This window comes from Mixta tenebrionis, assembly GCF_006517625.1.
GTDB lineage: Bacteria > Pseudomonadota > Gammaproteobacteria > Enterobacterales > Enterobacteriaceae > Mixta > Mixta tenebrionis.
The window spans coordinates 211,827-225,112 of the sequence record NZ_VHQI01000005.1; the positions used below are offsets into that span (position 1 = coordinate 211,827).

13 protein-coding genes are annotated in these 13,286 nt (G+C 56.1%); 3 read left to right on the plus strand and 10 right to left on the minus strand.

The features are described 5' to 3' along the window. Positions 1-6: 6 nt before the first annotated feature. The 8 genes from era to rpoE form a co-directional block, all read right to left on the minus strand. Complete coding sequence (gene era, locus FKM52_RS10020) at positions 7-912, minus strand: GTPase Era (protein ID WP_141176062.1); 906 nt, start codon at positions 910-912, stop codon at positions 7-9. Further along, positions 909-1,589: a ribonuclease III gene (gene rnc, locus FKM52_RS10025; protein ID WP_141176063.1), complete on the minus strand. Its 681-nt coding sequence runs from the start codon at positions 1,587-1,589 to the stop codon at positions 909-911. The genes era and rnc overlap by 4 nt, the downstream gene beginning before the upstream one ends. Positions 1,590-1,720: 131 nt before the next feature. Further along, entirely contained in the window at positions 1,721-2,695 is a 975-nt protein-coding gene (lepB, locus tag FKM52_RS10030; protein ID WP_141176064.1) for a signal peptidase I, read from the minus strand. A 10-nt stretch (positions 2,696-2,705) separates the two neighbouring features. Continuing rightward, on the minus strand, positions 2,706-4,505 hold the full coding sequence (lepA, locus tag FKM52_RS10035) for a translation elongation factor 4 (protein WP_141176065.1): 1,800 nt from the start codon (positions 4,503-4,505) through the stop codon (positions 2,706-2,708). A gap of 237 nt (positions 4,506-4,742) precedes the next feature. Further along, positions 4,743-5,210, minus strand: coding sequence for a SoxR-reducing system protein RseC (gene rseC / locus FKM52_RS10040; RefSeq protein WP_141176066.1), 468 nt, complete (start codon positions 5,208-5,210; stop codon positions 4,743-4,745). After that, positions 5,207-6,163 carry a sigma-E factor regulatory protein RseB gene (gene rseB / locus FKM52_RS10045; protein WP_141176067.1) on the minus strand — a complete coding sequence of 319 codons (957 nt, stop codon included), beginning with the start codon at positions 6,161-6,163 and terminating at the stop codon, positions 5,207-5,209. The genes rseC and rseB overlap by 4 nt, the downstream gene beginning before the upstream one ends. Beyond that, positions 6,163-6,813, minus strand: coding sequence for an anti-sigma-E factor RseA (rseA, locus tag FKM52_RS10050; RefSeq protein ID WP_141176068.1), 651 nt, complete (start codon positions 6,811-6,813; stop codon positions 6,163-6,165). The genes rseB and rseA overlap by 1 nt, the downstream gene beginning before the upstream one ends. A gap of 30 nt (positions 6,814-6,843) precedes the next feature. Next, on the minus strand, positions 6,844-7,419 hold the full coding sequence (gene rpoE, locus FKM52_RS10055; RefSeq protein WP_103060111.1) for an RNA polymerase sigma factor RpoE: 576 nt from the start codon (positions 7,417-7,419) through the stop codon (positions 6,844-6,846). A 442-nt stretch (positions 7,420-7,861) separates the two neighbouring features. Between rpoE and nadB the strand changes: the two genes are divergently transcribed. Then, positions 7,862-9,481 carry an L-aspartate oxidase gene (gene nadB, locus FKM52_RS10060; protein ID WP_141176069.1) on the plus strand — a complete coding sequence of 540 codons (1,620 nt, stop codon included), beginning with the start codon at positions 7,862-7,864 and terminating at the stop codon, positions 9,479-9,481. On the opposite strand, the gene trmN is transcribed toward nadB, so the two are convergent. Further along, positions 9,466-10,203: a tRNA(1)(Val) (adenine(37)-N(6))-methyltransferase TrmN gene (gene trmN, locus FKM52_RS10065; protein WP_141176070.1), complete on the minus strand. Its 738-nt coding sequence runs from the start codon at positions 10,201-10,203 to the stop codon at positions 9,466-9,468. The two genes, nadB and trmN, sit on opposite strands and share 16 nt — an antisense overlap. 132 nt (positions 10,204-10,335) lie before the next feature. Here trmN and srmB point away from each other — a divergent pair, with 132 nt between their 5' ends. Further along, positions 10,336-11,685: an ATP-dependent RNA helicase SrmB gene (srmB, locus tag FKM52_RS10070; protein ID WP_141176071.1), complete on the plus strand. Its 1,350-nt coding sequence runs from the start codon at positions 10,336-10,338 to the stop codon at positions 11,683-11,685. Positions 11,686-11,913: 228 nt separating this feature from the next. On the opposite strand, the gene grcA is transcribed toward srmB, so the two are convergent. Then, positions 11,914-12,297, minus strand: a complete 384-nt coding sequence (grcA, locus tag FKM52_RS10075) for an autonomous glycyl radical cofactor GrcA (RefSeq protein ID WP_141176072.1) — start codon at positions 12,295-12,297, stop codon at positions 11,914-11,916. Between the two features lie 275 nt (positions 12,298-12,572). Here grcA and ung point away from each other — a divergent pair, with 275 nt between their 5' ends. Then, positions 12,573-13,250: a uracil-DNA glycosylase gene (gene ung / locus FKM52_RS10080; RefSeq protein ID WP_141176073.1), complete on the plus strand. Its 678-nt coding sequence runs from the start codon at positions 12,573-12,575 to the stop codon at positions 13,248-13,250. Positions 13,251-13,286: the final 36 nt, after the last annotated feature.

Here is a 13,286-nt window from a genome sequence, read left to right on the forward strand (position 1 = left end):
CAGCAATCAGAGATCGTCAACGTAGCCCAGGCTACGCAGCGCACGCTCGTCATCTGCCCAGCCGGACTTCACTTTAACCCAAAGTTCAAGATGCACTTTCACCTCGAACAGCTCTTCCATATCTTTGCGCGCTTCGATGCCGATGGTTTTGATCTTGGCGCCTTTGTTGCCGATCACCATCTTTTTCTGGCCTTCGCGCTCAACCAGAATCAGGCCGTGGATATCATAGCCGCCGCGCTCATTGGTGACGAAGCGCTCAATTTCCACCGTTACCGAATAGGGCAGCTCGGCACCGAGAAAGCGCATCAGCTTCTCGCGGATAATCTCCGAGGCCATAAAACGCTGCGAGCGGTCGGTAATATAATCTTCCGGGAAGTGATGATCCGCCGCCGGCAGGCGCTTGCGCACGATCGCCGCGATGGTATCGACATTTTTTCCGCTTTCGGCGGAGATCGGCACCACATCCATAAAATCCATCTGCTGGCTGAGGAACTGCATATGCGGCAGCAGAATCGATTTATCGGTGATGTTGTCGACCTTGTTGATCGCCAACAGCACCGGCACCTTGTTCTCTTTCAGCTTGTTGAGCACCATCTCATCATCGGCGGTCCAGCGCGTGCCTTCCACCACAAAGATAATCAGCTCCACGTCGCCGATGGAGCTGCTGGCGGCGCGGTTCATCAAACGGTTGATGGCGCGTTTCTCTTCAATATGCAGGCCGGGGGTATCAACATAAATCGCCTGATACGCGCCTTCGGTATGGATGCCCATAATGCGGTGGCGCGTGGTTTGCGGTTTACGCGAGGTAATGGAAACCTTCTGCCCCAGCAGCTGGTTCAGCAGCGTTGATTTCCCTACGTTCGGGCGGCCGACAATGGCAATAAAGCCGCAGTGCATCTCTTGTTCGCTCATTCGAGTCCCAGCTTAATCAGCGCCTGTTCAGCGGCTGCCTGTTCAGCTTTGCGACGGCTCGATCCGGTGCCCACCACCGGTTCCGCCATGCCGCTCACCTGACAGTGAATGGTAAATTCCTGGTCATGCGCTTCGCCACGCACCTGCACCACCAGATAGGAGGGCAGCGGCAGATGGCGACCCTGCAGATACTCCTGCAGACGCGTTTTTGGATCTTTCTGTTTATCGCCCGGACTGATCTGATCGAGGCGGCTTTGATACCAGCTGAGGATCAGCTTTTCTACCGTCTGAATATCGCTGTCGAGAAACACGCCGCCGATCAGCGCCTCAACAGTGTCCGCGAGGATCGATTCACGACGAAAACCGCCGCTTTTCAGCTCGCCCGGTCCCAGACGCAAACATTCGCCTAAATCAAATTCACGCGCCATTTCCGCCAGCGTATTGCCGCGCACCAGCGTAGCGCGCATCCGGCTCATATCGCCCTCATCCACCCGCGGAAAGCGGTGGTAAAGCGCATTAGCGATAACGAAGCTCAGGATAGAATCGCCGAGAAACTCAAGGCGCTCGTTGTGTTTGCTGCTGGCGCTGCGGTGGGTTAACGCCTGCTGCAGTAGTTCCTGATGAGTAAAAGTGTAGCCCAGCTTTCGCTGCAGCTTATTCGTGAGGATGGGATTCATGCGATACCAATTTCAATAATGCGTCAATTATGCTGCATACGAAACAGGGCTGAGGCTAATCAACGCTAAACAGTTTCGTTTGCAGTGGCTTCCCGAACAGAGGAAGCCACCCGTTTTACAGACGGCCCGGATTAGTGGATGCCGCCAATACGACTCAGGCGAACGCCCGTAGGCCACTGCCCTTCCTGCTTCTCAAAGCTCATCCAGATACCGGTAGCTTTGCCGACGATATTTTTTTCCGGTACAAAACCCCAGTAACGGCTGTCAGCGCTGTTATCACGGTTATCGCCCATCATAAAATAGTGCCCTTCCGGTACCAGCCAGCTGGACTGCGGACTGCCCGCCTGCTGATAATAGTTTCTGCTGTCATTCGACGCATCTTCCCGCAGTAAAATATTGTGGGTAACGTCGCCCAGCGTCTCCTTGCGCATATCCAGACGAATACCGTCAGGCATGCTTTCGTTCAGCGGCACCGGCCAGAAGCCGCCGCTGGTGACCCTGCCGCCATAGCCGCCGAAGGTCTGAATAAACGGACTCGGCTCCACATCAGAGTAGGTAACCGGCAACGCTTTCGTACACGGCTCATCGCCTGCGCACGCCGGCATTACCGTCAGGGTTTTATTCAGCGCATCATAGGTGACCCGATCGCCCGGCACGCCGATTACGCGCTTGATATAGTCGAGGCTGGTATCGCGCGGATATTTAAACACCACGATATCGCCGCGCTGCGGATGCCCGGTAGGAATGAGCGTCGTCTGGGTGATGGGATCTTTCAGGCCGTAGGCAAACTTCTCTACCACAATAAAATCGCCGATCAGCAGCGTAGGCATCATCGAACCGGAGGGGATCTGAAACGGCTCATAGACGAACGAACGTACTATAAACACCACAGCCAGCACCGGAAATATTGACGCCAGCGTCTCTACCCAGCCTGAGCGGGGCGTGACGTTAAGCTGCGCTTTTTCATCCGGCGTACCTGCGGTCTGCGCCAGAACCTGCGCGCGTAACGCCCGACGCGCGGGCGCAAATTTAACCTTATCGATACACCAGATGATTCCGGTTATCAGCGTTGCTATCGCCAGAATCAGGGCGAACATATTAGCCATTAAATATCCCTTATTTGCTGTCTTTGCCTACGTGCAGAATAGCGAGGAATGCTTCCTGCGGCAGCTCGACGTTACCTACCTGTTTCATCCTTTTTTTACCTTCTTTCTGCTTCTGCAGCAGCTTTTTCTTACGGCTGACGTCGCCGCCGTAGCATTTAGCCAGCACGTTTTTACGCAGCTGTTTGACCGTCGAGCGCGCAATAATGTGGTTGCCAATCGCCGCCTGGATAGCAATATCGAACTGCTGACGCGGGATCAGATCTTTCATCTTTTCCACCAGCTCGCGCCCGCGATACTGCGAGTTATCGCGGTGGGTAATCAGCGCCAGCGCATCGACGCGCTCGGTGTTGATCAGCACATCCACGCGCACCATGTCGGAGGCCTGGAAGCGTTTGAAATTATAATCCAGCGAGGCATAGCCGCGCGACGTCGATTTCAGCCGGTCAAAGAAGTCCAGCACCACTTCCGCCATGGGAATTTCGTAAGTCAGCGCCACCTGGTTGCCGTGATAAACCATATTGGTCTGCACGCCGCGTTTCTCTACGCACAGCGTGATCACGTTGCCCAGATACTCCTGCGGCAGCAGCATATGACATTCGGCGATCGGCTCGCGCAGCTCGCTGATATTATTCAACGGCGGCAGCTTGGAGGGGCTGTCGACATAGATTACCTCGCCGCCGGTGGTTTCCACTTCATATACGACGGTCGGCGCGGTGGTGATCAGATCGAGATCGTATTCCCGCTCCAGGCGCTCCTGAATGATCTCCATATGCAGCAGGCCGAGGAAGCCGCAGCGGAAGCCAAAGCCGAGCGCCGTCGAGCTTTCCGGCTCGTAGAACAGCGAGGCGTCATTCAGGCTCAGCTTGCCCAGCGCATCGCGGAAGGCTTCGTAATCATCGGAGCTGATTGGGAACAGGCCGGCATAAACCTGCGGCTTCACTTTTTTAAAGCCCGGCAGCGCCTTATCCGCCGGCAGCTTAGCGCCGGTCAGGGTATCGCCTACCGGCGCGCCGAGGATATCTTTGATGGCGCACACCAGCCAGCCTACCTCGCCGCAGTGCAGCGCATCGCGATCCACCTGCTTCGGCGTAAAGATGCCCAGGCGATCGGCGTTGTACTGCTGACCGGTACTCATCACCTTAATCTTTTCGCCCTTGCGCAGCGTGCCGTTTTTAATCCGCACCAGCGAAACCACGCCCAGGTAGTTATCAAACCAGGAATCGATGATCAGCGCCTGCAGCGGACCGTCCGGGTCGCCTTCCGGCGGCGGAATATCGCGAACCAGACGCTCCAGCACTTCAGGGACGCCGACGCCGGTTTTCGCCGAACAGCGCACCGCATCCGTCGCGTCGATGCCGACGATATCTTCGATCTCCTGGGAGACGCGATCGGGCTCGGCCGCCGGCAAATCGATTTTGTTCAGTACCGGCACCACTTCCAGATCCATTTCCATGGCGGTGTAGCAGTTAGCCAGCGTCTGCGCTTCCACGCCCTGACCTGCATCCACCACCAGCAGCGCGCCTTCGCAGGCGGCCAGCGAACGCGATACTTCGTAAGAGAAGTCAACGTGGCCTGGGGTATCGATAAAATTGAGCTGGTAAGTTTCGCCGTTCTGCGCCTTGTAATCGAGCGTAACGCTCTGCGCCTTAATCGTGATGCCGCGCTCGCGCTCCAGATCCATAGAGTCCAGAACCTGCGCCGCCATTTCGCGCTCGGTTAAACCGCCGCAGATCTGGATCAGACGATCGGATAAGGTGGATTTACCGTGGTCAATGTGCGCGATGATCGAAAAGTTTCTTATATGCTTCATTATGGAGGTTTTTCTGCCTTACAAATGCTGAAACTCTCGCGATACAACCTCAGGAGAGCGTGTAATATCACAGGCGGAGACGGCCCGAATGGCGCATTGTACACGACATATCAGGGTGGTGGAATCATCGCGCCGGGAGATAAAGCAAGGAAAACGGGATGATAGCTTATTTGACGTAAAGACGCGCCAAAAAAGCGCTGGCGCTATGCCAGGCGAGTTGAATCGCCCGGCGAAAAATCACAGCGATTCTTGTTCAACGCGGATCGCGTCGGCAGGCAGCATAATGTTAAGAATAACCGGCTGGAAGGCTTCGCGATCGCCAAAACGCGCGGAAACCCCTTTGGCAACGATAAAACCGCCGATGCCGCCCAGCAGCGCGCCGCAGGCCGCCGCCAGATCGCTGTGAAACAGCATCTGAAACAGCCCGGAGAGAAGAAACAGCCCTGCCAGCGGCGTCATATAGACCAGCAGCGCCGAACTCAGCAGGCTGCTCTCACGAATGCCCAGCTCAACGCGCTGGCCCGGCTGCAGCGGCTTTTCGCTGGCAATCTGCATCACGTGCGCATCTTTCGGCCCCAGCTTGTTGAGCATGGCGCTGCCGCACCCTTTGCGGGCCGAGCAGCCGCTACAGCTGGTTTTAATTTCTGAATGCAGCGTGGCGATGCCGTCCTGCCACGCGACTACCGTGGCCCATTCTCTCATCATCGTGGCGTACCTAAGTTAATACTGTCGGCGATCCGCTTCGCGGTTGCGGGCGGCAGCTCGCCGACAATGGTAATTTCAGCGTTATTGCGCGACGCAGTTTGCACCGTTCGACGGCCGGTACGCAACAGCTGCGTGACGCTGCTTTTATCCGCCGGACTGACGTTAATCGAGAAACTAAACAGCCCGTCCGAGTAAAACCTTGATTCTACCGGCTTATTGATTGCCGGCAGCGCACGACGGCTTTGAGCGATTTCTTTCATGCCGGCAGGAAGCCAGCCAGGGCGCCAGCTAAATGACACTTTCTGGTTCTTCGGCACCGACAGCGAAGGCGGCAGATTAGCGTTTTTCAGCCCCTGCATCAGGTTGCGTACGCCATCATCGACGGCAAAGCTGACCACGCGATACTGCTCCAGCGTTTCGCCGTCGCGATCGAGCAGATCGATACGCAGCGGCAATTTAGTTTCGCTGTCGAGCCAGATGATGTAGCTGTAGCGCGTACCGTCGCGCGCCACGATGCGCACCACCTCGCACAGCTGATCGGCAATGCGCGTACGGCCTACCGGTACAAAATCGTAGCTGGAAGTCAGGCGTTGGAAATCGGCGTAGACCACCGCCGGCAGCGCATCGACAATATGCGATCCGGGTAAAGAAAACGGCTCAAGCCCCGGCTCAAAATAGCTGACATCGTTTCCGCGCTGAATAACCTCCCGGCGCGGGCCGTCCATCTGCAGCAGCTGGGCGTAGATTTTGTTATCAATCACCGCATGACGATAGCGCAGCGATTCAATACCCAGCCGCGAGACGTTGATATAAGCGAGTTCGTAGTTGAGGGACTGGCTGGCCTGTTCCATCTGTTGCAACAACGCCCCGGATGCAGTTTCCTGCGCCGGGGCGACGGATGAATAAAACAGGCCGCCAGCCAGAAGGCTAACGGCACACCAGAGCTGCTTCATTACTGCTGCTGTATTCCTAACGACTGATTTCCTGGAACCTGAACCTGCGCCTGCTGCGGACCATGCGGATCAAACTGCATCTGTTCAGTATGCAAACGACGCTGCAGCTCGTAATCCTGCAGCATGGCGTTTACCCGACGGCGCTGCTCCTGCACCTGACGGCTTGAGCTATTGGTATCAAAGCTGTCAGAGGGAACGCCCAGGCTTACCGGCGACGCTTTGCCCATCATCGGCAGGGTGTTGAACACCGGCGCTTCTGGCGATTCGCCCGTTTCCTGCGGTTGATTGTAGTGCTGAACGCCGACAATCACCGCCAGCGACACGCAGGCGGCAACGCCGACCTGGGTAATTTGCGCCGCCCAGGGACGCAGCTTCTTCCAGAAGGGCATTTTTTCCCAGCGGTCGGGCTGCGGCTGCGCTTCCGGGATCAGCGTAGCGACGCCGTGCGCAGGCTCCTGTTCAATGGCGGCGGCTACGCGTGCGGCAATATCAATATGCACGGTTTCGCCGATGTCGCCACGCAGCGTATCGCGGATAAGATGATAGCTTTCCCAGCTTTGTTGCAGTTTAGCGTCTTTAGACAATGCGGAGATCACTTCGTTGTCCAAAGTTTCGCCATCCATTAAAGCGGAAAGTTTTTCTTTCTGCATGCCTTAGTACCCTTCCTGTATCCGTTATCGCTAACGTTGGATAAGCGGTTGAACTTTGTTATCGATGGCCTCTCGCGCGCGAAAAATGCGCGAGCGCACGGTGCCTACCGGACAATCCATAATGGCAGCTATCTCTTCATAGCTTAAACCATCCAACTCCCGCAGGGTAATTGCCATGCGCAAATCCTCCGGAAGCGACTCAATGGTACGGAACACTATCTGTTTCAACTCATCAGACAACATTAAGTTCTCTGGGTTCGATATTTCTTTCAGCGCGCCGGCGCTTTCGAAGTTTTCCGCCTCCATCGCGTCTACATCGCTGGACGGCGGGCGACGTCCCTGAGCAACCAGATAGTTCTTCGCGGTATTAACGGCAATTCGGTATAGCCAGGTGTAAAATGCGCTATCGCCGCGGAAAGAATCCAGCGCGCGATACGCTTTGATAAAAGATTCCTGTACCACATCCGGTACGTCGCCTGACGGAACGTAACGTGAAACCAGGCTCGCCACTTTATGCTGGTAACGAACAACCAGTAAATTGAATGACTTCTGATCTCCTTTCTGTACCCGCTCAACGAGAATCTGATCCGTTAATTGCTCGCTCATCCGAGGTAATGTCTCCCCAAATCATTCTCCACGCGTAAATGAACCACCAGCAATCACTCAACTTTATGAGCAAGCCCTCATTAGAGCCAGCCATAAGACAATAGTTCAGTTACGCCACTTTTTTGTTACGTCACCGGGTTTTACACGTCAGGATTATTGAGCATGCCAGAAATAGTGTACGCCGCTGCTGTGTTTGTTCATAGTAAACCGGATACCGGGCGTAAGCCGCAGAGTACCTGATGCGCATGACATTTTCATCACTAAAGCGCACTTATTGCGCTTTGTTAATCATAGTAAACAAGAAGGCAACGGACAGTAGCCTGTCATAACCTAAAGCCGGTTTGCATTGCGCTGGATCGCACCTTCACTTTCTTTTAGCGCTTTTTTAAACGCTGTTTTTTACTTATGCTCTCAGCACCACTTGTTTAGTAAATTAAACATCATGAGCGAAAAATCCGATTATCAGTGTGACGTTTTGATTATTGGCAGCGGCGCGGCGGGCCTCTCTCTGGCGCTACGTCTGGCAGCGACGCAGCAGGTCACCGTACTTAGCAAAGGGCCGGTCAGCGAAGGATCCAGCTTCTATGCGCAGGGCGGCATTGCGGCCGTTTTCGATGAAATGGACAGCATTGAAGCGCACGTGGAAGATACGCTGATTGCCGGCGGCGGGCTGTGCGAACGCGACGCGGTTGATTTTATCGCCCGTAACGCCCGCCACTGCGTCGAGTGGCTAATCGAGCATGGCGTCGACTTCGATAAAGAGACGCAGCCCGACGGCGAGCAGCGCTATCACCTGACGCGCGAAGGCGGCCACAGCCATCGCCGCATTCTGCACAGCGCCGACGCTACCGGACGCGAGGTCGTTACCACGCTGGTAGCGCAGGCGTTAAGTCACCCAAACATCCGCATCCTTGAGCGCACCAACGCGGTCGATCTTATCCTCTCTGACCGACTCGGCCTGTGCGGCCCCCGTCGCGTACTGGGCGCATGGATCTGGAACCGCAATCTGGAGCGGGTGGAAACCTGCAGCGCGCGCGCCGTGGTGCTGGCTACCGGCGGCGCGGCGAAGGTGTACCAGTACACCACGAACCCTGACGTCGCCTCCGGCGATGGTATCGCCATGGCGTGGCGCGCAGGCTGCCGCGTGGCGAACCTGGAGTTTAACCAGTTCCATCCCACCTGCCTGTATCATCCCCAGGCGCGTAATTTTCTGCTCACCGAGGCGCTGCGCGGCGAAGGCGCGCTGCTGCGTCGCCCGGACGGCAGCCGCTTTATGCCCGACTTCGATTCACGCGCCGAGCTGGCGCCGCGCGATATCGTCGCCCGCGCTATCGATCACGAGATGAAGCGGCTGGGCGCCGACTGTATGTATCTGGATATCAGCCACCAGCCCGCCGGGTTTATTCGCGCCCATTTCCCGATGATTGATGAAAAGCTGCGCTCGCTGGGCTTTGATTTAACGCGCGAGCCGATCCCGGTAGTGCCGGCGGCGCACTACACCTGCGGCGGCGTCATGGTCGATCGCCACGGGCGCACCGACGTCGACGGGCTGTACGCTATTGGCGAGGTCAGCTATACCGGCCTGCATGGCGCCAACCGCATGGCTTCCAACTCGCTGCTGGAGTGCCTGGTGTATGGCTGGTCGGCGGCGGAGGATATGCTGGCGACGCTGGCGCAAACTGAGCGCGTCGATCGGCTGCCCGCCTGGGATGAGAGCCAGGTGGATGATTCCGACGAACGGGTGGTAATTCAGCATAACTGGCACGAACTGCGGCTGTTTATGTGGGACTATGTCGGCATCGTACGCACCAGCAAACGCCTGCAGCGCGCCAGCCGCCGCATCGCTCTGCTCCAGCAGGAGATTGAGGAGTATTACCGCCATTTCCGCATTTCCAATAACCTGCTGGAGCTGCGCAATCTGGCGCAGGTGGCGGAGCTGATCGTCCGCTGCGCCATGCAGCGCAAGGAGAGCCGCGGGCTACATTACACCCTTGACTACCCTGCGGCGCTGCCGCAGTCCGGCCCAACTATCCTGACGCCGCCGGGCTACATAAACAGATAGAAATCCTGGGTCAGACTGCAAAAGGCAGGCGAGTAGCTGCGGTCTGGCCCGCGAATCACAGTGCGCTCCTGCAGCAGTTCGCCTGAGGCGGGCGAGAATGCCAGCAGCACGCGATGCGGCGGCCGCGCCTCAATTTCCGCCACGTCATTGCGAAAGCGTAAATGCCAGCCGTGCGCCAGCGCCAGCGAGATAAAGCTCTTCCCCTCCTCCTCCGGCAGCACCACGCAGAAAAAGCCATCTTCGCTAATCAGCGCCTCCGCGCTGCGCAGCAGGTCGTCGTGGGTCAGGCTGTGGGTAGCACGAGCGCGATCGCGCGCGGCGCTTGAGCAGGCAGCTCCGGGCGCATAATAGGGCGGATTGCTGACGATCAGCGCGTAGCGCCGCTCCTGCTGCTGCGCCCAGCTAACAATATCAGCCTGATGGATATGAATACGCGCCGCCCAGGGCGACTGCGCCGCATTGTCCGCCGCCTGCGACGCCGCCGCGCCATCCAGCTCGACGGCATCGATCTCCACCCTCTCTGCGGTACGCTGCGCCAGCATCAGCGCCAGCAGGCCGCTGCCGGTGCCGATATCGAGAATACGGCTCGCCTGCGCGACCGGCGCCCACGCGCCCAGTAAAATACTGTCCGTACCCACTTTCATCGCACAGCGATCGTGAGCGATAAAAAAACGTTTAAAAGTAAAGCCGTTGCCACGTAATGGCGGTTTTGATTGCGACATAATCGGGACCAGAAACAAAAACGCAGCCAGCATAGGGGAAATAAGAATGGGTTAAAAGCCATAAACTGCCGACAAACAGATGAAGATCGCCGCCAATCTGTCTATAATCAGCGCCCCAAACTGAGGTAGACCATGACCGCAACCACATTTTCCGAACTCGAACTTGATGAAAGCCTGCTGGACGCTCTGCAGGATAAAGGCTTTTCCCGCCCCACCGCTATTCAGGCCGAAGCGATCCCCGCCGCGCTGGATGGACGCGACGTGCTGGGTTCAGCACCAACCGGGACCGGGAAAACGGCTGCCTACCTGTTGCCGGCGCTACAGCATCTGCTGGACTTTCCGCGTAAAAAATCAGGGCCGCCGCGCGTGCTGATTCTGACGCCGACGCGCGAGCTGGCAATGCAGGTAGCCGATCAGGCGCAGGAGCTGGCAAAACATACTCAGCTGGATATCGCAACGATCACCGGCGGCGTGGCCTATATGAACCATGCCGAAGTGTTCAGTGAAAACCAGGATGTGGTGGTCGCCACCACGGGGCGCCTGTTGCAGTACATCAAAGAAGAAAACTTCGACTGCCGGGCCGTAGAAATTTTGATCCTCGACGAAGCGGATCGCATGCTGGATATGGGCTTTGCCCAGGATATCGAAACCATCGCCGCCGAGACGCGCTGGCGTAAACAGACGCTGCTCTTCTCCGCCACGCTGGAAGGCGAAGGCATTAAAGATTTTGCCGAACGTCTGCTGAACGAACCGGTAGAGATTGATTCCGATCCCTCGCGCCGCGAGCGTAAAAAAATCCAGCAGTGGTACTATCGCGCGGATGATATCGTCCATAAAACCAAACTGCTGGTGCATCTGCTGAAGCAGCCGGAAGCAACCCGCTCGATCGTATTCGTGCGCAAACGTGAGCGCGTGCATGAGCTGGTCGGCTGGCTGCGCGAAGCCGGCATCCAGGCAAGCTACCTGGAAGGCGAAATGGTACAGGCGAAGCGTAACGAAGCGCTGAAGCGCCTGATGGACGGACGCGTTAATGTGCTGGTAGCGACCGACGTTGCCGCGCGCGGCATCGACGTTGATGATGTCAGCCACGTATTCAACTTCGATCTACCGCGTACCGCAGACGTTTATCTGCACCGTATCGGACGTACCGGACGCGCCGGACGCAAAGGCACCGCGCTGTCGCTGGTGGAGGCGCATGATACCTTGCTGCTGGAAAAAATCAGCCGCTATATCAGCGAGCCGCTTAAGGCGCGCACCATTGATGAACTGCGCCCGGTCACGCGCGCGCCCAGTCAGAAGCTAAAAGGCAAACCGTCGAAAAAGGTACTGGCGAAACGTAAAGAAAAAGAGAAGAAAAAAGAAGAAGAGAAAAAACCGCGCGTTAAGGTGCGCCATCGCGACCGGAAAAATATCGGTAAGCGACGTAAGCCTTCCGCAGCAGGCAACGGCGCCAGCGAAAACAAGAACGAGAACGCTGAATAATTATCCCGCCCATAAAAAAACCGCCGTTTAACGGCGGTTTTTTCGCAAATAAGAAGCAATATAATAGCTATTGTCAGGCCAGGCTGCGCTCAGGCGGCCTGAAAAGGCAATTTCCCGCCCGTCATGCCGCAGATAAACACTATAATTATTTGTTTTATATAAATTTACCCTGGTGACATCGACGGCTGTTTTTTCAACGCGCCGTCGTTCAGGAAACCGCTTTTTACCTTACAGGCTTTCTGTAAAGGTACGGGTAATCACGTCTCGCTGCTGTTCCGGCGTCAGTGAGTTAAAACGTACGGCATAGCCTGATACGCGGATAGTCAGCTGCGGATAATTTTCCGGATGCTTAACGGCATCTTCCAGCGTTTCACGACGCAGCACGTTAACGTTCAGGTGCTGACCGCCTTCCACGCGTACCTGCGGTTTCATTTCCAGCGGAACTTCACGATACTCGAACTGTCCCAGATCGCTGACCGCCACAATCTGATCTTCGCTGTAATCACCTTTTGCACAAACACAGCGCGCTTCGTCTTTTTCGTCGTCCAGCAACCAGAATGAGTTGAGCAGCGCGTTATTATCGGTTTTTGTAATTTGAATACCTGTAATCATAATTGCCTCCCAGGCGTACTGATACCTACGCCGTTGTTGGCGTCAGGCTTGCGTTTAAACAACATCCGACTCTTTATATACCAACGCCCGCTTGCGCCAACTTTGACCCAGGTCAATAAAATCCTCCAAAGCAAATTGGCGCCGAAGCTAAATTTTTGTTTTAAATCAAATTTTACCTTTGAATTTTTTTGTAAATTTTCAATTTTTTTTAAAGGCTTGCTCGCTGGCGCAGAGTCGCTACTCTGATGTTTTATTTATAAGAAAGGGAGAGTGTCATGGGCAAAGCAATAACCTGGCATGACGTACTGGCGACGGAAAAAGAACAGCCTTACTTTGTTGAAACGCTAAAGACGGTAGCGCAGGAGCGTGCCGCCGGCGTGACTATCTATCCGCCAAAAGAAGATGTTTTTAACGCTTTTCGTTTAACCGAGCTGAGCGACGTAAAAGTGGTGATGCTGGGTCAGGATCCTTATCACGGGCCGAATCAGGCGCACGGACTGGCATTTAGCGTCAGACCGGGCGTGGCGATCCCGCCTTCATTAATGAATATGTACAAAGAGCTGGAAAGCGATATTCCCGGCTTTCAACGTCCGAATCACGGTTATCTGGAGAGCTGGGCGAAACAGGGCATTCTGCTGTTGAATACGGTGCTAACCGTGGAGGCGGGTAAAGCGCACTCCCATGCCCGCTTAGGCTGGGAAACCTTTACCGATCGGGTGATCGCCGCGGTAAACGAGCAGCGCGATAACGTAGTGTTTTTACTGTGGGGTTCGCACGCGCAGAAAAAGGGCAGCATTATCGATACGCAGCGCCATCATGTGCTCAAGGCGCCGCACCCTTCTCCGCTTTCAGCGCACCGGGGATTTTTTGGCTGCCGACATTTTTCCCGCACCAACGAAATTCTGCTACAGCAGGGTGAGACGCCGATCGACTGGACGCCGCGTCTCCCCTGACGCTTTAACGCCGTGACCATGCCACGGCGTTAACAA